Consider the following 21,606-nt stretch of genomic DNA (forward strand, 5'->3'; position numbering starts at 1 on the left):
ACTCCTCTGCGACGCCGGACGCGCCGGAGACGCCGGACGCGCCGAGGGCCCGATCCGCCTCGGAGGCGGCGCGGACCGTGCCCGGGGCGGACCGGCCCGTGCCGGATCCTGTCCCCGGGGCGGCGCTGTCCGTCGCGGGATCGGCTCCGGCGCCCAGGCAGTGGGCCAGGGCGTCGCCGAGACGGCGGCCCAACTGCTCGGCGTCCCCCTCCTCCGCCGCGAGGAGACCGAACGTCCGCTCCAGGTCGAGCTCGCCCAGGGGCCGCCAGTGGAAGGCGAACTCGCGGGCCTGCACGGGCGAGCAGAGCAGCAGATCGTCGGAGCCGAGCACGTGCGCCGCGGCCTGGGTGAGGCTCGCGGCGACGGACACCTGCGCGGGCAGCAGGCCCACGGCGTCCCCCAGGCGGACGAGGCGGTCCCGCACGTGCGGAACGTCGTCCTCGGGTTGCAGCCACACCCGGCGCGGGGGCTTCCTTTCGGTGCGCCCGGGGCGGAGGGACTCCACGAACAGGCGCCGCGTCGGGGGCTCGGCGGCCTGGGCGAGCCCGAGCGGCACGGACCAGCGCGCCTGGTCGGGCGGGACCGCGACGAGGGCCGCCCGCACCTGCTGGGAGCGGACCAGGTGGGGGCGTTCCGCAGGGGCGGCGGTCCGCGGGTCGAGGACGATGCCGTACCGGCGGGCCTCCGCCGCGAGGCGGGCCAGGCCAGGCGTGGGGCAGGTGTCGGGGACGGCCAGGGACATGGGCCGGTGCCGGGCGGTGGCCGCCTCGTGCTCCAGTTCCTCGGCGGCGAGCACGAGACGCCGGGCGGCGGGCAGCAGGGAGCGGCCGAACGGGGTGAGGCGCGCCCTGCGCGAACCCCGCTCGAACAGGCGCTCTCCGACATGCCGCTCCAGCGCGGCCACCCGGCGGCTGGCGACCGACTGCGCCATACGGGCGGCCGCCGCCCCGGCCGTGAAGCTGCCGCGCTCGCCCACCTGGACGAAGGCGCGGCACGCACCGACAAGATCCACGTCCGCCACTCTATGCGCACCGCGACCCATACCGATCCGGCATGGGTCGGCGCGGTTCCGTCTTGGACGGCATGACCGCGGCCGGGTGAGGCTGGCCGGGCCCCGTCAGCCATCGCACTCCCAGGAGGCACCGCCACCCATGGGCACGACCACAGCAGGACGCACCGCCCTCGCGGCGCTCGGCGCACTCGCCCTCACCCTGCCGCTCGCGGCGTGCGGCCAGGAGTCCCCGGACACCTCCGCCGCCCCGGCCGCGTACGCCACCGGCTCCCCCGGCACGCACGGCTCCCCCGGAAACGGCTCGCACCACGCGTCCGGAACCGACGGCGCGGACGGCGCGGACGGCGCGGACGGCGCGGAGCGCACCGGTGGCCGGAGCGCGGCCGGGTTCAAGAAGCTGGAGAGCACGTACGGGGCGCGGCTCGGGGTGTACGCGCTCGACACCGGTACGGGGCGGAAGGTCTCCTACCACGCGGACGAGCGGTTCGCCTACGCCTCCACCCACAAGGCGTTCACGGCCGCCGCCGTGCTGCACAAGTACTCCCTCAACGGCCTCGGGAAGCAGATCACCGTCGGCAAGGACGTACCCGTCGGCCACTCCCCCGTCACCAGCACGCACGTCGGCGAGAAGATGACCCTGCGCGAGCTGTGCGCGGCAGCCGTCCGGCAGAGCGACAACGGCGCGGACAACCTGCTCGTCCGCGACTTGGGCGGCCCGAAGAAGCTGGACGCCTACCTGGCGGGGCTCGGCGACGACGTCACGCAGATGAACCGCTACGAGACCGCACTCACCGAGGCCGCACCGGGTGACCCGCGGGACACCACCACGCCCCGTGCCTTCACCGAGGACCTGCGCACCGTCGCCCTCGCGGACGCCCTCGACCGGCCGGAGCGCAGTCTGCTGGGCGACTGGCTGCGCGACAACCCCTTCGGCACGACGCTGATCAAGGCGGGGATGCCCGACAGGTGGCGCGTCGGCGACAAGAGCGGCGCGGCCCGGTACGGCACGCGCAACGACATCGCGGTCGTCCGCCCGCCCGGCAGGGCGCCGTTGGTCGTGACGGTCATGTCGAAGCGGGCGAAGGAGGACGCCGACTACGACGACGCCCTGGTCGCCGAGGCCGCCTCCGTCGTCGCCGACCAGCTCTCCTGAGCCTCGCCTGCGTCCGGGCCGCAGGGGGAGGGAAGGGCCGGGACGGCGACGGGCCCGTGAACCCGTCGGTCCACGGGCCCGTCGGGGCCGTCCGTCAGAGGATGCCCAGGACGCCCAGGCCCAGGGCGCCCTCGCGGTCGCCGAGCTTGACCAGGCGGTTGTCGTTCTGGGTACGCCCCTGCTGGTCCTCGCCGGAGGGCGTGGGGGCCGAGGTCTCGGTGGACGCTGAGGTGGGCGTCGGGGCGGCTGCCTGGGCGACGCCGCAGAGCGGGACGAGCGCGGTCACCGCGAGGGCGGCGATGCCGGTGGCGATGCGGGCCGAGCGGGGAAGGCGACGCATGGGGACTCCTTGTCGTCTTGTCTTCATGTCGATGGTGTCGGTAGGCCGGGTCCGGCCGTGGCGCACGGGCATGCGCGGGCGCGTGGATGCCGCGTGCGGCCTTTGCCGGCTGCCGACCCGTGGGGACGCTGCTCCCACGTTGCCCCGCGTCACGGCCGGGTGCGCGCGGTGATGGGCCGGACAGGTCACCGGCGGGCGGCGGCCGTCCGGCCGGGGTGACGCGGGAAGGCCGGGGGGACGGCCGACGGTGGCGGCGGGCCGGTCGGCGAGCCGTCACCGCAGCCGCTTTCCTGTGTCGGCCGGCTCCGGGTCCGGTCCCGGTCCGGTCAGCCCAGGCGGGCCGGCACACGCGGTCGGTGCCGTGGGCGTCCGGGCCCGGCGGGGTGGCGTCCTGTCCGGGAGTGTGGACGCAGGTACCGCCGGTTTCCGTGGACGCGGTGAGGGGCGGCGTCATGCGGCACGGGTACCTGGTGGCTCGTCCGTCTCCCCGAGGTGCGGTACCTGCGCCGGGCGCAGATCCGTGCGGAGCCGGCGGGCCTGGACGGGGTGGCGCCAGCAGCCCTCGCCGTAGGCGACATCCGCCTCGAACTCGACCACGTGCTCGGGGACGACGCAGCGGTGCGCCAGGATGTCGCGGCTGCCCCAGCCGGAGCGGAAGCGAACGTCGGTCCAGGTGTGTTCCGGCCCGGCGGGCACGAGGAGAGCGCCGAGTTCGCGGCGCAGGGTGCGGGTGACCGGCGCGCTCTGCGCCACCATGCGCAGCTCGCCCTCGTCGTCGTAGCGGCCGAGCAGCAGCACGTCGGGGGCCGTGAGGGGTCCGGTGACGGCTCCGACGACGGCCTCCGCCGTGGCACGGGCGCGCAGCTTGCGCCAGCCCCGTTCGCCGGGCCGGTAGGGCTGGCCGAGCCCCTTGACGACCATGCCCTCGATGCCGACCGCGCCCCAGGCCGGGTCGAGCCACTCGTTCGCCCGGTCCGGGTCGGTCGTCATGGGGCAGAGCGCCCACGGCGGCTGGAGGTCGCGGCGGGTGAAGACCTCCTCCAGCAGGGCGCGGCGCTCCCGGTAGGGGCGGTTCATGGTCGTACGGGCGTCCTCGTCGCCGAGTTGGAGAAGGTCGAAGGCGATGAAGTGCGCGGGGTGGGCGGCGGCCGCCGCCCGGGCGCGGGCCCCGGCGCGCTGCGCCCGCGACTGGAGCCGGCTGAAGCTGACGGCGCCCTCCTCGATGACGACCAGTTCCCCGTCGAAGACGGCTTCCTCACCGAGTGCGGCGGCGGCCTGCACGATGTCGGGGAAGCCGGGCGACAGGTCGGTGCCGCGGCGGGACTGGAGGTGGGGCGCGTCGGGGCGCGCGTACAACAGCACGCGGTAGCCGTCCCACTTCGCCTCGTACGCCAGCCCGGCCGCACGGGGCGTCGCGTCGACCGTGCGGGCCGTCATCGGGGGGATGGGCGGGACGAGCCGCTTGTCATGCGCGCCCATGTGCCACATATAGCGCCCCGGGCGGGGTTCCGCGACCGCGGCGGCGTGCAGGCGCCCGGATGCGGGTGGCGCAGGAGCCCTGGGGCGTGGGACGCGGCAGGGCACCCCTGTGCGGGACGCAGCGGCGCGTACGGGGGCGCAGCGACGGGCGACGCCTCCGCATACGGGGCTGCCGCAAGCGTGTGAAGGGGACCTGGAGGTGCGGTTAAGAAATCCTCGATGGACCCCGCGGCCGCTGTGCGGCAGATTCGTGCCGGCGGCCCCTGCCGGGGCGCCGCCTCCCATTCCCCGCACAGGGCCGAAGCCCCGGGCCGCGTCGTCGCGGCCCGGCTCCGCCCTGCCGTGGCGCGAGACGACGACAGGAGCCGTGGCGTGAAGGCGCTGGTCAAACAGAAGGCCGAACCAGGACTGTGGCTGGCCGACGTGCCCGAACCCGCGATGGGACACGGCGATGTGCTGATCAAGGTCGAGCGCACGGGCATCTGCGGCACCGATCTGCACATCCGCTCCTGGGACAGCTGGGCGCAGCAGGCGGTGGCCGCGCCTTTGGTGGTGGGGCACGAGTTCACCGGTGAGGTGGTGGCCACCGGCCGGGACGTGGCCGACATCCGCACGGGTGACCGGGTCAGCGGCGAGGGCCATCTGGTGTGCGGCAAGTGCCGCAACTGCCTGGCCGGCCGGCGCCATCTGTGCCGCGCCACGGTGGGGCTGGGCGTGGGGCGGGACGGCGCGTTCGCCGAGTACGTGGCACTGCCCGCGGAGAACGTGTGGGTGCACCGCACCCCGGTGGACCCCGACATCGCGGCGATCTTCGACCCGTTCGGCAACGCCGTGCACACCGCGCTGTCCTTCCCGCTGGTCGGCGAGGACGTGCTGATCACGGGCGCGGGGCCGATCGGACTGATGGCGGTGGCGGTGGCCAAGCACGCCGGTGCCCGCAACGTCGTGGTCACCGACGTCAGCGAGGAGCGGCTGGAGCTGGCCCGCAAGCTCGGCGCCTCGCTCGCCCTCGACGTCTCCGGCGCGACCGTCGCCGACGGACAGCGGGCGCTGGGGCTCCGTGAGGGCTTCGACGTGGGCCTGGAGATGTCCGGCAACCCGGCCGCGCTGCGCGACATGCTCGCGAACATGACACACGGCGGGAAGATCGCGATGCTCGGGCTGCCCGCCGAGGAGTTCGCCGTGGACTGGGCCCGGATCGTCACCTCGATGATCACCCTCAAGGGCATCTACGGGCGGGAAATGTTCGAGACCTGGTACGCGATGTCGGTACTGCTGGAGGGCGGTCTCGACCTCGCCCCGGTGGTCACCGGCCGCTACGGCTACCGCGACTTCGCGGCCGCCTTCGACGACGCGGCAGGCGGTCACGGCGGCAAGGTCGTCCTCGACTGGACCCGCTGAGCCTCCCGCTCCCCCACTCCCCCCCCACTCACTGACCGCCCCTCCCCGCCGACCTCTGGAGACCGCAAGATGTTCGACTCCGTACGCGACGAGCTGCGCGCCACCCTGGACGAGATCGCCGAAGCCGGGCTGCACAAGCCCGAACGGATCATCGCCACCCCGCAGTCCGCGTCGGTGGAGGTGACCGGCGACGGCCGCCCGCAGGGGCCGGGCCAGCCGGTCCTCAACTTCTGCGCCAACAACTACCTGGGCCTGGCCGACCACCCCGAGGTGATCGCGGCGGCCCACCAGGCGCTGGACCGCTGGGGCTACGGCATGGCCTCGGTCCGCTTCATCTGCGGCACCCAAGAGGTGCACAAGGAACTGGAGGGGCGGCTCTCGGCGTTCCTCGGCCAGGAGGACACGATCTTGTACTCCTCCTGCTTCGACGCGAACGGCGGCGTGTTCGAGACGCTGCTGGGCGCGCAGGACGCCGTGATCTCCGACGCCCTCAACCACGCCTCGATCATCGACGGCATCCGGCTGTCGAAGGCCCGCAGGCTGCGCTACGCCAACCGCGACATGGCCGACCTGGAGCAGCAGCTCAAGCAGGCGCAGGACGCCAGGCGCCGGCTGATCGTCACCGACGGCGTCTTCTCGATGGACGGCTACCTGGCACCGCTGCCCGAGATCTGCGACCTGGCGGAGCGGTACGGCGCGATGGTGATGGTCGACGACTCGCACGCGGTGGGCTTCGTCGGCGAGGGCGGGCGCGGCACGCCGGAGCTGCACGGGGTCATGGACCGGGTGGACATCCTCACCGGCACCCTCGGCAAGGCGCTGGGCGGGGCGTCCGGCGGCTATGTGGCCGCCCGTGCGGAGATCGTCGCCCTGCTGCGGCAGCGCTCGCGTCCGTACCTGTTCTCCAACAGCCTGGCGCCGGTGATCGCGGCGGCCTCGTTGAAGGTGCTCGACCTGCTGGAGACCGCCGCGGACCTGCGGAAGAAGCTGGCGGCCAACACCGAGCTGTTCCGCCGCCGGATGGCCGAGGCCGGCTTCGATGTCCTGCCGGGCGAGCACGCCATCGTGCCCGTGATGATCGGGGACGCAGCGGAGGCGGGCCGCATGGCGGAGCTGCTGCTGGAGCGCGGGGTGTACGTGATCGGGTTCTCCTATCCGGTGGTTCCGCAGGGACAGGCCCGGATCCGGGTGCAGCTCTCGGCGGCGCACTCGACACAGGACGTGAACCGGGCGGTCGACGCGTTTGCCGCATCCCGGGCCCAGCTCGCGAAGTGACTGCGGGAGAATCGGTCACGTGATCGAAGCGCGGCGGCTGCACATCCTCCGTGCGGTGGCGGACCACCGCACGGTGACCGCCGCTGCCGCCGCGCTCTACCTCACCCCCTCCGCCGTCTCCCAGCAGCTCACCGCGCTGGAGCAGGAGACCGGCCACCGCCTGGTGGAGCGCGGCACCAGGGGGGTGCGGCTCACCCCGGCCGGGGAGATCCTGCTCGCGCACACCCACCGGGTGCTCGCCCAGTTGGAGCGGGCCGAGGCAGAGCTGGCCGCCTACGGGTCGGGGGCCGCGGGCCAGGTCGACCTCGCCTCGTTCGCCACCGGTATCGGACTGGTGGTGGCTCCCGCGCTCGCCGAGCTGGGCCGCACCGCGCCCGGCATCCGGGTGCGGGTCAAGGACGCGGAGGGCGACGCCAGCCTCCCCATGCTGCTGGACCGGGAGACGGATGTGGCGGTGGCCGTGGAGTACCGGGGCGCGCCCGGTGCGGACGACCCGCGGCTGACCCGGGTGCCGCTGTACGCGGAACCGTTCGACGCGGTGCTGCCGAAGGGGCACCGGCTGGCCGGGGCGGAGCGGGTGCCGCTGGACCGGCTGGCCGAGGACACCTGGATCGGCCCCTTCCCCGGCAACCCGTGCCACGACGTGGTGGTCCTGGCCTGCGAACACGCCGGGTTCGAGCCGCGTATGGAGCACTTCTCCGACGACTTCCGCGCGGTCGTCGCACTCGCCTCCGCGGGGGCGGGGGTCGCCCTGGTGCCGAGTTCGGCGCTGCTGGGCACGGACGCCGAGGGGGGCGCGGGGGTCGCGGTCCACCCGGTCGAGGGCGTCGCCCCCACCCGCCGGGTCTTCGCCGCGGTACGGCGGGGCGCGGAGAAGCATCCGCTGATCAGCCCGGTGCTGGAAGCGCTGACGTCGGCGGCCCGTTAGCCCCCGCGCGGACGCGTTCTTCACCGGCGCCAACGCCTTCTTCACCGGCGCGGACGCGTTCTTCACCGGCGCACGGCGGCCCGTTCGCCCTTTTGCGATGAATGACCCCGCTCACGAGTGGTATGCGGATCTCCGACTCCAGCCTGACGGATGTTGCCTCCCCCGCTGGAGTACGCGACGATACGGGTCTATCTGTACGAATATGTGCGAATACGTACGAATCGGGTGACACATCGCATGGTTGAGACGGCCTCCAACGCGTCGGCCTCCCCGTCCCCCGGCCGCCACGGCAAAGCGGTCGGCATCTCGATCGCTGCCGCGGTCGGCGGGTTCCTCTTCGGCTTCGACTCCTCCGTGATCAACGGCGCGGTCGACGCGCTGTCGGGCCACTTCCACCTCGGCGCGTTCCTGTCCGGGTTCGTCGTCTCGATCGCCCTGCTGGGCTGTGCGGTCGGCGCCTGGTACGCCGGCCGGCTGGCCGACGGCTGGGGCCGCCGCAACGTGATGCTGCTGGGCTCGGGCATGTTCGTCATCAGCTCCGCGGGCTCGGCCTTCGCCTTCTCCGTCCCGGACCTGCTGCTGTGGCGCGTCATCGGCGGACTGGGCATCGGCATCGCCTCGGTGATCGCACCCGCCTACATCTCCGAGGTGGCCCCCGCCTCCGGCCGCGGCGCCCTCGGCTCCCTCCAGCAACTCGCCATCACCATCGGCCAGCTCGTCGTCCTCAGCTCCAACAAGGGCCTGGCCGGCGCGGCCGGCGGCGCCTCGCAGGACCTGTGGTTCGGCATGCCCGCCTGGCGGTGGATGTTCCTCGTCGGCGTCATCCCGGCCGCGGTCTACGGGATCCTGGCTCTGCTGATCCCCGAGTCGCCGCGCTACCTGGTGCTCAAGGGCAAGGGCGACGAGGCGGCCGGCGTACTGGGCCGGATCACCGGTGAACCCGATCCCCAGGGCAAGGTCGCCCAGATCCGCGAGACGCTGCGCAAGGAGCACAGGAGCAGCTTCCGCGACATCCGCGGCGAGCGCTTCGGGCTGCACCCCCTGGTGTGGGCGGGCATCATCATGGCCGCCTTCCAGCAACTGGTCGGCATCAACGCGATCTTCTACTACTCGACGACGCTGTGGAAGTCGGTCGGCTTCAGCGAGTCCCAGTCGTTCACGACCTCCGTCATCACCGCGGGCATCAACGTGGTCATGACCGTGGTCTCCATGCTGTTCGTGGACCGCGTCGGCCGCCGCCGGCTGCTGTCGATCGGCTCGGTCGGCATGTTCTGCGCGCTGGCACTGACCGCCGTCGCCTTCTCGCACCAGCGAGGCAGCGGCACAGACGTCAAGCTGCCCGACCCGTACGGGCCGATGGCGCTGGTCGGCGCCAACGCCTTCGTCATCTTCTTCGCCCTGTCCTGGGGCCCGATCATGTGGGTCATGCTGGCGGAGATGTTCCCCAACCGGATGCGGGCCATGGCGCTGGCCATCGGCACCGCCTCCAACTGGATCTTCAACTTCATCGTCACCTTCTCCTTCGAGCCGATGACCCGGAAGGTCGGGCTGACCTGGCTGTACGGCGCGTTCGCCTTCTTCGCCCTGCTCTCCTTCTTCTTCGTCCGCGGCAAGCTGCCGGAGACCAAGCAGCGGGAGCTGGAGGAGATGACCGGCGAGACCTACCGCCGCCCCGAGGCCACCGAGCGGCAGCGGGGCCGGTCGAGCTGAGCCCCGCGCACCTCGTCCCCGTGCGGTTCGAGCTCCAACTCGGGCCTCGGCGGCGTCGAGACCGGCGTCCAGGCTGCTGGGCCGCCGGCGGACGACGGTGAGCAGCATCAGCTCCAGGCGGGGGTGAGCTGCTGGCTCCGGCCTTGGTGCCGGGCTCGTAGGCGAAGTCCAGTGAGAAGAGCGGGACTCGGTGCAGACAGTGCTGCCGCGACTCCGCCGTCGCGGACGTCTTACCCGTACCGCGACCACCCACCACGGTGGTGAGCGGCGGCACGGGGGACGGCTTGCCCTCGGTGCTGTGCCGATGGTCAACTCCAGTGCCGCCAGCGACGCTATGTGTACACACAACAGCGTTCGGTACCGAAAAGGTGCGGTCCCCCCCGGTATGCGTCGTCCGACCGAGTCCTGTCCTCGCATGGCCCCCCTTCCCACGCGCTGCCCCCGCGTCGGCAAGAAGGCAGGACAACTCTCCCGATGCCGCCGGTGTTTGACGGGCCGTTGTGCTGCGCGCCGCCGGGCACGGACGAGAGGCGGCGCGGTACGGACCGCAGGAGGAGGACGGTGATGGGACGGCGACCGGCGTGATCGGGATGCGGACAGGCGGAGCCGGGCGCAGGGTAGGGGTATGGCCGACGCACCGATCATCGTCCATCCGCCCGACGCGCACGGCACACGCCGGGTACAGGCCGACGGGACCGTCCTGGGCCGGGCGGCGGACGTCAACGAGGTCCTGTCGCTGCTCGCCGACGCCGGGTTCGACCCGGACGCGATCGACCTGGACGGGCCCCTGATCGACTGGCGCGGCGGGGGCGCCTACGCCTGGGACCCGGGCGAGGGCGACGAGGAGTGATCCGGGAGGCAGACCTCGGTGCCCTGCTGGAACCCCTCCGCGGGGCTCACCCGCAGAGGGACAGCCCGGCCTCCTCGGCTGCGGCCCGCAGGACGTCGCGGAGCATGGCAGGGGTCAGCCTGCCGGTGAAGGTGTTGCGCTGGGTGACGTGGTAGCAGCCGTACACGGCCAGCGGCGCGGCATCGCCCTCGTCGGGCTGCAGCGCGACGCGGATGCCGTGGCCGAAGGCGGGGCGGGGCCGCGGCACCCGCCAGCCGCCTTCGGCGAGCACCGGCAGCACGGTCTGCCAGCCGAAGGCACCGAGAGCCACGACGGTCCGTACGGTGGGGTGCAGCAGTTCGAGTTCGCGGACGAGCCAGGGGCGGCAGGTGTCGCGCTCCCCGGGAGTGGGTTTGTTGGCGGGCGGTGCGCAGTGCACAGGTGAGGTGAAGCGCACCCCGTGCAGTTCCAGGCCGTCACCGCTGTGGGTGGAGGTCGGCTGCGAGGCCAGACCGAGGTCGTGCAGAGCGGCGACCAGCACGTCACCGGCGCGGTCACCGGTGAACATGCGGCCGGTGCGGTTCCCGCCGTGCGCGGCCGGCGCCAGGCCGACGAGCAGCATCCTGGCGTCGGCGGGGCCGAACCCGGGCACGGGCCGCGCCCAGTACTCCTGGCCGCGGAAGGCCGGGCGTTTGACGCGGGCGGTCTCCTCGCGCCACTCCACCAGTCGCGGACAGGCCCGGCACGTACTCAGCGTCCGGTCGAGGGTGTGCAGGTCCCCGGCCCGCGGTGCCTGCCTGTGCGGAAAGCTCATCGAGTGTCCCGTCTCCTCCTGCGGCGTCAGCGGGGCCCCTACCGGCCTCGTACTCCGTCCGCCTCCAGGGTTCCCGGCCGCGCGCGTCATACGTTCGGCGCACGCGTCGCGTCCCTCACCCGGGGGACGGCCACGGGCTGTCCCGGGTGCCGCCGCACGCGTCGAACGGCCAGCTCACGGGCGCGGAAGGCGGGCGGCACCGGGTCGGTCACGTGGTCCGGCGGGGCGCCCACCCGGTGGAGCCTGGGGTAGAAAGACCTCTTCCAAGATCCGCTTCCGGGTCCGGGCCGGAGGGGCGTCCCCCGGTCCGGCCCGACCGTCCCAGGGGGCTTCGGTGCTCGTGCGCCACAGGAACCTGTCCGTCGTCCACGGCACACCTCGGGCCGCCGCGTGCTGAGCCGGCCGTTCCCGCACGCGGCCCCGGCCGCCGGCACGTCCACCGCAGCGGCCGTGAGCAGCGCCGCCCCGGTGCGGCCGGTGGTCCTGGAGGCGGTCGGCGGCTGGGTGCCTCCGCGGGTGGTGCCCAATGCGCTGCTGCCACAGCAGTGGGGTGTGGACGACAGGTGGGTACGCACCCGTACCGGCATCGAGCGCCGCCACCTCGCCGACCGGTCCACCTCGACAGGCGACGCGGCCGAGCACGCAGCCCGGCGCCTGCTCGACGGGCAGGGGTGGCCACGCGTGGACGCCCTGGTACTGGCCACCGCCACCCCCGACCACCTGTGTCCGGCCACCGCGCCGGCGGTGGCGGCCCGGCTGGGGCTGGGTACCGTCCCCGCCCTCGACGTCGCCGCCGTGTGCAGCGGCTTCGTCTACGGTCTGGCGCTGTGCCACGGCATGGTGGGCGCGGGCCTGTTCGACCGGGTCCTGCTGGTCGGGGCCGACATCTACTCGCACTGGCTCGATCCCGCCGACCGGTCCACGGGCGTCGTCTTCGGTGACGGCGCGGGCGCCGCGCTTCTCGGGTGCGGGAGCCGAGGCGACGCCCCCGGAACGCTGCTCGGCTTCGACCTGGGCAGCGACGGGGAGGGCTACGACCTGATCACCGTGCCCGGCGGCGGGGCGCGGTCCCGCTCCGGAGACCGGCCGGACGAACCGGGCGACCGCTACTTCCGGATGCGGGGCCGCGCCGTCTTCCAGCAGGCCATCGAGCGGATGACCGCCTCGTGCGAGGCGGTGCTGGAGCGCGTCGGGTGGCGAGCCGGGCAGGTCGACCACTTCGTCCCGCACCAGGCGAACGCGCGGATCCTGAGCGCCGTCGGCAAGCGGCTGGGCATCCCCGCCGAACGGTGCGCGCTGCACCTGCGGGAGGTGGGCAACACAGGTGCTGCCTCCATCCCGCTGGCGCTGGCCGACGCGCAGGCGGCCGGGCGGCTGCGCCCCGGAGCGCGCGTGCTGACGACGGCGTTCGGCGGCGGTCTCACGTGGGGCTCGGTGGCGCTGCTGGGCCCCGACGTCCCGGCGGCCAGGCCGTTGCCCTGACATCCGTCAGGTACCGGTCGCCGACGCCGCCTTCTACGCTCGTGGTCGCCGAGGCCGGGGCCGCTGACGAGCGGCCCCGGCCCGGCCCCGCCGAGCCGGACACCCCGCACGCGTCCGCCGCCGACCCGCGGACGCGTGCCGCCGGCGGGCGGGCCGTACGGGGGGACGGGGACGGGACCGCACGGCGATGCCCCGCGCGTCCCGCCCCCGTGCGACCCCGCACAGGGGCGTGCTCTCTCCCGCGGGCGGCGGGCAGCGTGGCTCAGCGGGTGTACTCGCGCAGGTACCGCTCGACGCGTGCCACATGGGGGCGGACCCGTTCGGGCACGCCGCCGGCTTCGATGACGGTGCGGGAGCTGGTGCGGTAGCCCGCGGCCATGAGGGCGGGCAGGTCCTTGCGCATGCCCTTCTCCTTGTACTTCTGGTCGAGCCAGCACACGAAGTTGGACATGGCCGCGATCGCGTCGGGCGGCGACATGTAGCTCTTGTCGCCGTCCTTGTCGCCGTCCTGGGCCCAGCCCTTGAAGACCGAAGGGGTCCACATGGCGATGCCGTACTCGCCTGTCTCGGGGCGCCGGGCGTCCGCGTCGAAACCGCTCTCCGCCTTCAGCATCGCGGCGAGGAAGGCCGGGGTGACCTCCTCCTCGGCGCACTGCCGGGCGGCGTCCTCGATGGTGGAGCGCAGGTTGCGGGGCACGTCGGAGCCGGCGGGGATGGCGCCGGAGACCGACGGGGTAGGCAGGGGGTTGCCCTCGTCGGTGCCCGCCCGGTCGTCGTCGACGAGCAGCAGCACGGCCGAGGCGGCGACGGCCACCAGCGGCACGGTGACGGCGGCGGCCACGATGCCACGGCTGCGGCGCCGGCGGGCGGCCGGTCCGCGCGGGGCGCGGGAGCGGCGGTGCGCGAGCGGGCCGCCTTCGGCGTCGGGGTCCGCCAACTGCCGGGCTCTGGCGGCGAGCTCGGCGGCGTCCAGGGTGGCGCGGGAGGCGTGGTCGGGGCGCAGGCAGTCGGCGATCAGCTCGCGCCAGCCCTCCGGAACGGCGTTGTCGAGCCGCAGTTCGGCGCTGCCCCGGGCCCAGGCCTGGGCGCCCAGTGCGCGGGCCCGGGCGGTGGAGCCGGGAAAGGGGTGGAGGCCGCCGGTGAGCACCTGGTGCGCCAGCACGCCGAAGGCCCAGATGTCGGCGGTGGGGCGCACCACGCTGCGGCCGCCCTCCCGGTCGGACCACCACTCGGGCGGCACGTGGTCGAGGGAGCCGAGGGGCGGCACGTAGGCGTGGGTGCCGTCGAGTTCGGCGGTGAGGCCGAAGTCGCCGAGCCAGACCTCGCCGTCGGGGGCGAGGAGCACATTGCCGGGTTTCAGGTCACCGTGCACCCAGTTGCGCCGGTGGATGTGGGCCAGCCCGGCGGCGACTCCGGCCAGCACGCGGGCGGCGTCCGGCAGCGGGGCAGGCCCCTCGCCGGTGTCGGTGCGGGCGGCCAGCAGGTCCTGGAGGCTGTGGGCGGCGCGGTCCATGACCAGTGCCGTGACGCCGTCGGCGGCGGGGCGCTCGGGGTCGTGGACGGTCAGCACCTCACGGGTGCGCACCACGTGCGGGTGGTCGGTCTCCAGGCTGAAGCGCACCTCCTGCCGTACGAGTTCCTCCATGGCCTCGCGCTGGCCGGGCGGCAGCAGGTGGGTGGGCAGGAACTTCACCGCCGCCTCGGAGCCGTCCTCGGCGTGCTCGGCGGCGTAGACCACGCCCCAGCTGCCGGTGCCGATCCGGTCGGACAGCACCCACGGGCCCACCCGGTAGCCGGCGGGCAGGTCGAGGCGGGAGCGGCCGGGCTCAGACATCCGCGGGGCTTTCGGCGGGGCTCGGGCGGTCCGGGCGCAGAAGTGTCAGATGTTCCTCCCGCACCAGGTCGAAACGGAGGGCGAGGGCGACGAGTTCGGCGCGTTTGCGCCCGCTGCCGGCGGACCGTTCGTCGTCGCTGCGCAGCCGCAGTTTGACCGAGGCGAGGTATTCGATGTGGTAGTTGACGGCCGAGCGGGTCAGGTCGTGGCAGCCCGGCAGCGTACGCAGCGTCTCCAGGATCTCGCCGACCCCGGGGATGGCGCCGCTGGAGGGGTCCCGCAGCCGCGGCTCGCACAGGGCGAGGAGGACGAGGAAGTACTTGGCGGTCTGGTCGAGCGCGAAGGGGCTCTGGGTCGGCTCGCCGGCCCGGACGCCGACGCCCGCGTGCAGATACATGTGCTCGGGCGCGAACACCTTGAAGCACACTTCGCCGTCGCGGGAGGGCAGGACGACGCGGGAGAACTCGAACGGCACGGGGGCGCCCAGCCTGCCGGGCGGAACCTTGATGTGCTCCCCCGCGCCCTCCATGTTCTCCACCACGTAGGTCACGTGCCCGCTGTAGTTGGACAGCCGCCAGTAGTCCTCGGCGGCGGTGATCGCTCCCGCGTGCCGGGAAACGCCGGGGTCGGGCAGCGCGACCTGGACGGGGTTGTCCGGCTCGCCGCGGCCGAAGTCGGCGCTCTCCCCCGGGCCGAGGTGCAGCAGCCGCGGCCGCCGGCCCCGCTCGCCGGTGGAACGTCCTCGCTGGTCCGGCAGTTGAACGATGACGGTGTCCATGGTTCAGCCTCCCCCTTCGGCCGCGGGCATCCTATATCGGTCCTGACGTCTGTCAGGTACCCCGCTGGATGCTCGGGTGCGATGCTGGAAGGTTATCGGCCGCAGCTCAGAGGCGGTGCCACCCTGGCGAGTGAGTCACCACTCGGCGAACGAGCCGTCCGGGTGCCGCCAGGTGGGGTTGTGCCAGTGCGGGGCCGAGCCGTCGGCGGCGCGGACGGCCCGCTCGTCGACGGTGACGCCCAGTCCGGGGCCGGTGGGACGGAGCAGGTGCCCCTCGTGGAAGCGGAAGACCTCCGGGTCGACGACGTAGTCGAGGAGTTCGGCGCCCGCGTGGTAGTGGATGCCGACGGACTGTTCCTGGATGAGGAAGTTCGGGATGCAGAAGGCCAGTTGCAGGCTGGCGGCCAGCGCGAGCGGGCCCAGCGGGCAGTGCGGCGCCACGGCCACGTCCCACACCTCGGCGAGCGAGGCGATCCGCCGGGCCTCGGAGATGCCGCCTGCATGGGAGAGGTCCGGCTGCAGGACGGCGATCCCGGCCTGCAGCGCGGGCAGCACGTCCGTACGGGAGTAGAGCCGCTCGCCGGTGGCGACGGGGACGGTGGTGGAGTCGGTCACCCGCCGCAGCAGGTGGGTGTACTCGGGCAGTACGGGTTCCTCGGCGAACAGCGGCCCGTACGGCTCCAGGACGGCCAGGGCGCTGCGGGCGGCCGCGGTGGTCAGGCGGCCGTGGAAGTCGACGGCGAAGTCGCCGTCGGGGCCGAGCACGTCGCGGGCCGCGCCGGCGCGGGCAGCCATCGCGTCGAGGGCCGCCGGGGTGGGCAGCCGGTCCGTGCGGCCGCAGGCGTTCATCTTCACCGCGGTGAAGCCCGCCTCCACCTGGGCGGTCACCTGGTCGCGGACGGCGGCGGGTTCGTCACCGCCCACCCAGCAGTAGGCTCGGGCCCGCTCCCGGACGGGCCCGCCCAGGAGCTGGTGCACGGGCGCCCCGTACGCCTTGCCCGCGAGGTCCCACAGCGCCTGGTCCAGGCCGGCCACGGCGGAGGAGAGGACGGGGCCGCCGCGGTAGAAGGAGCCCTTGGTCATGTGCTGCCACAGGTCCTCGATCCGCAGCGGGTCGGCGCCGAGGAGGAACTGCCCGGCCAGTTCCTCGACGGCGGTACGGACGGTTGCGGCGCGGCCCTCGACCACCGGCTCGCCCCAGCCGACGAGTCCGTCGTCGGTCTCGATCCGGCAGAAGAGCCAGCGCGGCGGCACGGCGAAGGTCTCGAAGCGGGTGATCCTCACGGGCTACTCCTTCACGCTGCCCTCGGTCAGCCCGGTCCGCCAGAAACGCTGGAGGACGAGCATCGCGACGGCGAGGGGGAGGACGGAGACGAACGCGCCCCCGACGGTGTACTGGGTGAGTTCGGGGAACCGGTCGGCGGCCTGTTCCCAGGTGACCAGCCCCAGGGTGATCGGGTACTTCCGGTCGTCGGAGAGCATCACCAGCGGCAGGAAGTAGTTGTTCCAGATGTGCACGAACTGGAAGAGGAAGACGGTGACCAGTGCGGGCGACATGATGCGCAGCACCAGCGTGCAGAAGATCCGCTCCTCACCCGCGCCGTCCACCCGGGCGGCCTCCAGCACGGTGTCGGGCACGGCGGACTCGGCGTAGATACGGCACAGGTAGACGCCGAAGGGACTGACGATGCTGGGGACGAGGACGCCCCAGTAGGAGTTGCTGAGCCCGATTCTGCTGAACATCAGGTACAGCGGCAGCGCCAGTGCCGTGGAGGGCAGCAGCACTCCCGCCAGGACGCACTTGAAGACGGCTTCCCGGCCCCGGAAGCGGTACTTGGCCAGCGCGTACCCGGCGGCGGCCGACAGCAGCGTGGCCGTCACGGCGCCGACTCCCGCGTACAGCAGGGAGTTGAGCATCCAGCGGGGGAAGATGTGGCCGTTGTAGCTGAAGACCTTGCCCAGGTTGTGCCACAGCCGCGGCTCGTCGAACCACAGGCCGAAGCTGCCGTACAGGCTGTCGTTGGACTTGGTGGCGGCGACGGCCAGCCAGTACACGGGCAGCAGGAAGTAGCCCGCGGCCAGCGCGAGGACGGCGACGAGCACGATCCGGCCGGGGCGCAGCCCGCGGGGCGGCCGTGGTGGCGGTGCGGCTGTCATCTCCTCTCCCCCTTCCGCTTGCGGTTCACCAGGCTGAGGAATCCGAACGAGAGGACCATGGCCACGACCGCCAGCAGCACCGACTTGGCGGCGGCCAGGTGGACGTTGGCGTTGGCGAAGGCGTCGAAGTAGGCACTCAGGTTCGGTGTGAAGTCGGTGGTGACGGCGGGCGCCAGCTTCTTGAGCACCAGCGGCTCCGCGAAGAGCTGCAAGGTCCCGATGATGGAGAAGACGCTGGTCAGCACGAGAGCCGGGCGCACCAGTGGGAGCTTGATCCGCAGCGCTGTCTGCCACGGCCCGGCCCCGTCGATCCGGGCCGCCTCGTACAGCTCCTGCGGGACCGCCTTGAGCTGGGCGACGATCACGAGCATGTTGTAGCCCGCGAACTCCCACACCACGATGTTGGCGATGGACCACAGCACGCTGTCGTAGCCGAGGAAGTCGGGCTGGAGCCCGAGGTGGCCCAGCAGATCGACGACCGGGCTGATGCCGGGCACGTAGAGGAAGCCCCACAGCAGCGTCGCGATGACGCCGGGGATGCCGTACGGGAGGAAGTAGGCGGCCCGCATCACTCCGGCCCAGCGGTCGGGCACCTGGTCCAGCAGAAGGGCCAGGGCGAACGCCAGCGCCAGCATCACCGGTACCTGCACGGCGCCGAAGAGCAGCACGCGTCCGAAGCCCTCCAGGAAGGCGGACTGCTGGAGGGCGAGCACGTAGTTGTCCAGCCCGGCGAAGCCGACGGACGGCCGGCCCAGGCCCAGCGGCCCCGATCTGCGCACGGTCAGCAGGCTCTGGTAGAGCGCGTAGAGGATCGGCAGGATCATCGCGAAGAGGTAGACCGCCAGGAAGGGTGCCAGGAACCGCCAGGCCTTGCGGTCGGGCCGGGCGCGGCGGGGGGCGGAGCTCCGGTTGCGGTGCAGTGCCGTCATCGCGCGCTCCTCGCTCTGAGGCCCTTGGCCCGCAGGTCGTCGACGAACTTCGTCTCGGCGTCCGCGAGGGCCTCCCGCACGGTGCCGTGACCGGCGAGGACGCCGCCGATGTTGTCCTGGACGTGCGCGTAGGACTGGATGGTGGTGGGGGCGAAGCGCCAACTGGTGTCGACGTTGCGGTCGGAGCGTTGGAAGACCTCGTTGTAGACCTGACCGCCGAAGAAGGGGTCGGGCGTGCCCAGCGGCGAGTGGGCGAGGTCGATCTCGGCGGCCGGCCAGCCGTACCCGGCCTCGACGAGCAGTTCGATGCTGCCGGGATCGGTGTTGAGCCAGTGCGCGAACCGGAGGGCCTCGTGCGGGTGGCGGGTGCCCTGGAGGATCGCGGTGGCCGAGCCGCCCCAGTTGGACGAGGCGCGCGCGCCCGTCTCCCACCGGGGCAGCTCCGCCACCCGCCACTTCCCTCTGGTGCCGGGCGCGTTGCCGCGGATGAGGGCGTCGTACCACTGGGCGCCGGGCCACCCCGCGAGCCGGCCGGTCTGCAGCGCCTTGAAGAACGCGCTCTGCGAGTCCTGCATGGGGACGACGAGCTTGTCGCGCAGCAGCCCGTCCCAGAAGTCCGCGACTTCGAGCGACTCGCGGCTGGTGAGGTCCACGATCCAGGTGTCGCCCTCGGTGCGCACCCAGTGGGCGCCGCGCTGCCAGGGGAAGGCGGAGAACCACTGGGCGTTGGCGGGCGGGAAGGCGCCGAGGTAGGCGTCACCGCCGCTGCGTCTGCGGACCTGCTGCGCAGCCCGCCGGAAGGCGTCCCAGGTGCGGGGCACCTCCACGTCCCACTTGTGCAGCAGGTCCTCGCGGTAGAAGAAGCCCATCGGGCCCGAGGCCTGGGGCAGGGCGTAGGTACGGCCCGCGAAGACGCCCTGCTGCCACTGCCAGTCGACGTAGTGCTCCTGGAGCTTGTCGGCCCCGTACCGGCTCAGGTCGGTCAGGCCGCCGACCAGCATGAACTCGGGCAGCGCGTAGTACTCGATCTGCGCCAGGTCGGGCGGGTCGCCCGCCGTGAGGGAGGAGTGCATCTTCTGGTAGCCGCCGGAGGTGTTGGCGGGCACCGTCTGCACGGTGACATGGATGTCGGGGTGCTTCCGGTTCCACAGGGCGACGGCTTTCTGGAGCGGCACCCAGGTCCACAGGACCAGTTCGATGCGGTGCCCGGAGGTGCGCGGCGCCTGCTGGGTCATCCGGGCGGCGCCCGCCTGTTCACCGCAGGCGGCGAGGGCGGGTGCGGCCGCTGCGGCCGCCGCGCCCGCCAGGAGTGTGCGTCGGGTGGGCATCTGACCTCCTTGTCAGAGCACGGGGGTGACGCTGGTGCGGGTCAGTCCGCCTCCCGGAGCACCGCCACCCCGCGGGCGGGCAGGGTGAGGCCCGTGGTGGGCCCGGCGTCGGGGGTCAGCAGGTCGCGCGCCGGGCGCGGCAGCGTGACGGCGGCGGACGCACGGCCGTGGTTGAGCAGGAAGAGGAAACGGCCGCCCGCCCCCTCCCGGACAGTGGCCTGCACTCCGGCGGGCAGCCCCGCCAGCACGGGCGCGACCCCGGCCTCGCCGCGCACCCGGTCCAGCAGCGCGCGCATCACCGCCGGCGCGGGCCGGGTGCCCGCGTACCAGGCGAGGCCGTTGCCGAAGCCGTGCCGGGTGACGGCGGGGCGGCCGGCCAGCTCCCCGTCGGCGAACTCGGCGACGGCACGGGCGCCTTCCAGGTCGACGGCCTCCGACCACAGGTCCGCCTGCCCGCTCAGTTCGCCGCGCAGGGTGACGCCCGCGTTCTCCTCCAGCGGCCAGAACTCCTCCACTCGCACGCCGAGCACCTGCCGCAGCGGCGCCGGGTAGCCGCCCGGGTGGACGCGGTCGTTCTCGTCGGCGATCCCGGTGAAGTACGAGACGAACAGGTGGCCGCCCTCATGGACGTACGCGGTGAGCCGCTCGGCCGTCTCCCGGCTCATCAGGTACAGGTTGGGCACGACCACCAGCTTGTAGGCGCCCAGGTCGCGGTCCGGCGGCACGATGTCGCAGGGCACGGCGGCGTCGAAGAACGGTGCGTAGTGGTGCAGCAGCGTCTCGCGGTGGCCGAGTGCCGAGGAGGGGTGCGAGCCCTGCTCCATGGCCCACCAGCTGTTCCAGTCCACCAGCAGCGCCACCTCGGGCGCGGAGCGGCTGCCCGCGAGCTGCCCGGCGGCGGCCAGCTCCCGGCCCAGCGCGGCGACCTCGCGGAAGATCCGGGTGTCCGGGCCGGCGTGCGGCACGATCGCGGAGTGGAACTTCTCGGCGCCGCCCAGGGACTGGCGCCACTGGAAGTACAGCACCGCATCGGCGCCCTGGGCCACGGCCTGCCAACTCCACAGCCGCATCGTTCCGGGCGGCTTGGGGCTGTTGCGGTCCCGCCAGTTGACGGCGCTCGGTGCCTGCTCCATCAGCATCCAGGGCCGCCCCCGGCCGGCGCAGCGCACGATGTCGAAGGCGGCGGCCGCGTCGAGGTGGGCGCGCGGGTCGTAGGGCTCCTGGTAGTAGTCCAGCGCCTGGACGTCCTCGTGCGGGGCCCACCGGTAGGGGTCGACGGGCTTGTGGTGCGGCATGTGGTTGGTGGTGACCGGCACCTGGGGGGTGAGCCGGCGCAGGACCTGCTTCTCGGCGAGGTAGCAGGTCAGCAGCGCGTCGTCGCTGAAGCGGGCGTAGTCGAGCTGCTGGGCGGGGTTGGGGTGCGTCGGAGTGGCGCGGGGCGGCAGCACCTGCTCGAAGGAGGTGTAGTGCTGGGACCAGAAGGTGGTGGACCACGCCGCGTTGAGGGCCTCGACGCTGCCGTACCGCTCGCGCAGCCAGCGGCGGAAGTCGGCGGCGGACACGTCGCAGTAGCAGACCGGGTTGGAGCAGCCGTACTCGTTGCCGATGTGCCACATCGCCACCGCGGGGTGCGCCGCGTAGCGGGTGGCGAGCTGCTCGACGAGGCGGACGGCGTGCTCGCGGTAGACGGGGCTGGAGGGGCAGTAGTGCTGCCGGGAGCCGGGCCACCTGCGGACGCCGTCGGCCGTGACCGGCAGGATCTCCGGGTGGAGTTCGCTCAGCCAGGGCGGCGGGGAGGCCGTCATGGTGGCCAGGCACACCGCGATGCCCGTCTCGGCGAGGTCGTCCAGGACACGGTCGAACCAGCCGAAGTCGTAGTGCCCGGGGCGCTGTTCGACCAGCCCCCAGGAGAAGATCCCGGCCGTGACCATGGTGACCCCCGCCTCCTCCATCAGGCGGAGGTCCTCGGCCCTGACCTCCTCGGGCCAGTGCTCGGGGTTGTAGTCGGCGCCGAAGTGGAGGCGGCCGGGTGCGTAGGGGACGCGGGTGGTGGTGTCCACTGCCGTCATGTGCGCTGCCTCTCGGGACGAGTCGGACGACGGGGAGAGTGACGACGCCGCACGCTACAAGAATTCGTTATTTATGAATAGTTGTTGA

At 73.2% G+C, this 21,606-nt stretch carries 17 protein-coding genes and 1 pseudogene; 7 read left to right on the plus strand and 11 right to left on the minus strand.

What is annotated here, in order from left to right:
• Window positions 1–127 precede the first annotated feature (127 nt).
• Window positions 128–1,012 (minus strand): annotated as a pseudogene (locus H297_RS35980) (LysR family transcriptional regulator); the annotation flags it as partial.
• 139 nt (window positions 1,013–1,151) lie between these two features.
• Between H297_RS35980 and bla the strand changes: the two are divergent.
• Window positions 1,152–2,165, plus strand: coding sequence for a class A beta-lactamase (gene bla / locus H297_RS0112175; RefSeq protein WP_027737269.1), 1,014 nt, complete (start codon window positions 1,152–1,154; stop codon window positions 2,163–2,165).
• 94 nt (window positions 2,166–2,259) lie between these two features.
• Here bla and H297_RS0112180 read toward each other — a convergent pair whose 3' ends face one another.
• Window positions 2,260–2,505, minus strand: a complete 246-nt coding sequence (locus H297_RS0112180; RefSeq protein ID WP_027737270.1) for a hypothetical protein — start codon at window positions 2,503–2,505, stop codon at window positions 2,260–2,262.
• Window positions 2,506–2,955: 450 nt separating this feature from the next.
• Window positions 2,956–3,984: an ATP-dependent DNA ligase gene (locus H297_RS0112185; protein ID WP_486589483.1), complete on the minus strand. Its 1,029-nt coding sequence runs from the start codon at window positions 3,982–3,984 to the stop codon at window positions 2,956–2,958.
• Window positions 3,985–4,356: 372 nt separating this feature from the next.
• Between H297_RS0112185 and tdh the strand changes: the two genes are divergently transcribed.
• The 5 genes from tdh to H297_RS0112210 all read left to right on the plus strand — a co-directional run bounded on the left by tdh (window position 4,357) and on the right by H297_RS0112210 (window position 10,148).
• The gene (gene tdh, locus H297_RS0112190) at window positions 4,357–5,385 is read left to right on the plus strand and encodes an L-threonine 3-dehydrogenase (protein WP_027737272.1); all 1,029 of its coding nucleotides are present in this window, start codon (window positions 4,357–4,359) and stop codon (window positions 5,383–5,385) included.
• A 69-nt stretch (window positions 5,386–5,454) separates the two neighbouring features.
• The gene (locus H297_RS0112195; protein ID WP_027737273.1) at window positions 5,455–6,660 is read left to right on the plus strand and encodes a glycine C-acetyltransferase; all 1,206 of its coding nucleotides are present in this window, start codon (window positions 5,455–5,457) and stop codon (window positions 6,658–6,660) included.
• 19 nt (window positions 6,661–6,679) lie between these two features.
• Window positions 6,680–7,588 carry a LysR family transcriptional regulator gene (locus tag H297_RS0112200; RefSeq protein WP_027737274.1) on the plus strand — a complete coding sequence of 303 codons (909 nt, stop codon included), beginning with the start codon at window positions 6,680–6,682 and terminating at the stop codon, window positions 7,586–7,588.
• A gap of 237 nt (window positions 7,589–7,825) precedes the next feature.
• On the plus strand, window positions 7,826–9,298 hold the full coding sequence (locus H297_RS0112205) for a sugar porter family MFS transporter (RefSeq protein ID WP_027737275.1): 1,473 nt from the start codon (window positions 7,826–7,828) through the stop codon (window positions 9,296–9,298).
• 625 nt (window positions 9,299–9,923) lie between these two features.
• Window positions 9,924–10,148 (plus strand): hypothetical protein, encoded by a 225-nt coding sequence (locus H297_RS0112210; protein ID WP_027737276.1) that lies wholly within the window; start codon window positions 9,924–9,926, stop codon window positions 10,146–10,148.
• A 46-nt stretch (window positions 10,149–10,194) separates the two neighbouring features.
• Here H297_RS0112210 and H297_RS0112215 read toward each other — a convergent pair whose 3' ends face one another.
• Window positions 10,195–10,941: a uracil-DNA glycosylase gene (locus H297_RS0112215; protein ID WP_027737277.1), complete on the minus strand. Its 747-nt coding sequence runs from the start codon at window positions 10,939–10,941 to the stop codon at window positions 10,195–10,197.
• A 450-nt stretch (window positions 10,942–11,391) separates the two neighbouring features.
• On the opposite strand from H297_RS0112215, the gene H297_RS35985 reads away from it, so the two are divergent.
• On the plus strand, window positions 11,392–12,423 hold the full coding sequence (locus H297_RS35985; protein ID WP_037793944.1) for a beta-ketoacyl-ACP synthase III: 1,032 nt from the start codon (window positions 11,392–11,394) through the stop codon (window positions 12,421–12,423).
• Between the two features lie 262 nt (window positions 12,424–12,685).
• On the opposite strand, the gene H297_RS0112225 is transcribed toward H297_RS35985, so the two are convergent.
• The 7 genes from H297_RS0112225 to H297_RS0112255 all read right to left on the minus strand — a co-directional run bounded on the left by H297_RS0112225 (window position 12,686) and on the right by H297_RS0112255 (window position 21,518).
• A complete protein-coding gene (locus H297_RS0112225) occupies window positions 12,686–14,257 on the minus strand; it encodes a serine/threonine-protein kinase (RefSeq protein ID WP_027737278.1) in 1,572 nt (523 codons plus the stop codon).
• Window positions 14,250–15,035, minus strand: coding sequence for a hypothetical protein (locus H297_RS0112230; protein ID WP_027737279.1), 786 nt, complete (start codon window positions 15,033–15,035; stop codon window positions 14,250–14,252). The genes H297_RS0112225 and H297_RS0112230 overlap by 8 nt, the downstream gene beginning before the upstream one ends.
• 135 nt (window positions 15,036–15,170) lie before the next feature.
• A complete protein-coding gene (dgoD, locus tag H297_RS0112235) occupies window positions 15,171–16,319 on the minus strand; it encodes a galactonate dehydratase (RefSeq protein WP_027737280.1) in 1,149 nt (382 codons plus the stop codon).
• A gap of 3 nt (window positions 16,320–16,322) precedes the next feature.
• Window positions 16,323–17,192, minus strand: coding sequence for a carbohydrate ABC transporter permease (locus tag H297_RS0112240; RefSeq protein WP_051351763.1), 870 nt, complete (start codon window positions 17,190–17,192; stop codon window positions 16,323–16,325).
• A complete protein-coding gene (locus H297_RS0112245) occupies window positions 17,189–18,121 on the minus strand; it encodes a carbohydrate ABC transporter permease (RefSeq protein ID WP_051351764.1) in 933 nt (310 codons plus the stop codon). Before H297_RS0112245 ends, H297_RS0112240 begins: the two co-directional genes overlap by 4 nt.
• A complete protein-coding gene (locus tag H297_RS0112250) occupies window positions 18,118–19,449 on the minus strand; it encodes an extracellular solute-binding protein (RefSeq protein WP_027737283.1) in 1,332 nt (443 codons plus the stop codon). The genes H297_RS0112245 and H297_RS0112250 overlap by 4 nt, the downstream gene beginning before the upstream one ends.
• A 41-nt stretch (window positions 19,450–19,490) precedes the next feature.
• Window positions 19,491–21,518 carry a beta-galactosidase gene (locus H297_RS0112255; RefSeq protein ID WP_051351765.1) on the minus strand — a complete coding sequence of 676 codons (2,028 nt, stop codon included), beginning with the start codon at window positions 21,516–21,518 and terminating at the stop codon, window positions 19,491–19,493.
• Window positions 21,519–21,606 lie beyond the last annotated feature (88 nt).

Source organism: Streptomyces sp. CNT360 (assembly GCF_000424785.1).

What these genes read in the sequence shown, in the direction of transcription:
- H297_RS0112205 (WP_027737275.1), top strand. Translation starts at nt 7,826, where the DNA reads ATGGTTGAGACGGCCTCCAACGCGTCGGCCTCCCCGTCCCCCGGCCGC.
- H297_RS0112195 (WP_027737273.1), top strand. Translation starts at nt 5,455, where the DNA reads ATGTTCGACTCCGTACGCGACGAGCTGCGCGCCACCCTGGACGAGATC.
- bla (WP_027737269.1), top strand. Translation starts at nt 1,152, where the DNA reads ATGGGCACGACCACAGCAGGACGCACCGCCCTCGCGGCGCTCGGCGCA.
- H297_RS0112250 (WP_027737283.1), bottom strand. Translation starts at nt 19,449, where the DNA reads ATGCCCACCCGACGCACACTCCTGGCGGGCGCGGCGGCCGCAGCGGCC.
- H297_RS0112230 (WP_027737279.1), bottom strand. Translation starts at nt 15,035, where the DNA reads ATGGACACCGTCATCGTTCAACTGCCGGACCAGCGAGGACGTTCCACC.
- H297_RS0112215 (WP_027737277.1), bottom strand. Translation starts at nt 10,941, where the DNA reads ATGAGCTTTCCGCACAGGCAGGCACCGCGGGCCGGGGACCTGCACACC.
- H297_RS0112180 (WP_027737270.1), bottom strand. Translation starts at nt 2,505, where the DNA reads ATGCGTCGCCTTCCCCGCTCGGCCCGCATCGCCACCGGCATCGCCGCC.
- H297_RS0112240 (WP_051351763.1), bottom strand. Translation starts at nt 17,192, where the DNA reads ATGACAGCCGCACCGCCACCACGGCCGCCCCGCGGGCTGCGCCCCGGC.
- H297_RS0112225 (WP_027737278.1), bottom strand. Translation starts at nt 14,257, where the DNA reads ATGTCTGAGCCCGGCCGCTCCCGCCTCGACCTGCCCGCCGGCTACCGG.
- H297_RS0112185 (WP_486589483.1), bottom strand. Translation starts at nt 3,984, where the DNA reads ATGGGCGCGCATGACAAGCGGCTCGTCCCGCCCATCCCCCCGATGACG.
- H297_RS0112210 (WP_027737276.1), top strand. Translation starts at nt 9,924, where the DNA reads ATGGCCGACGCACCGATCATCGTCCATCCGCCCGACGCGCACGGCACA.
- H297_RS0112255 (WP_051351765.1), bottom strand. Translation starts at nt 21,518, where the DNA reads ATGACGGCAGTGGACACCACCACCCGCGTCCCCTACGCACCCGGCCGC.
- H297_RS0112245 (WP_051351764.1), bottom strand. Translation starts at nt 18,121, where the DNA reads ATGACGGCACTGCACCGCAACCGGAGCTCCGCCCCCCGCCGCGCCCGG.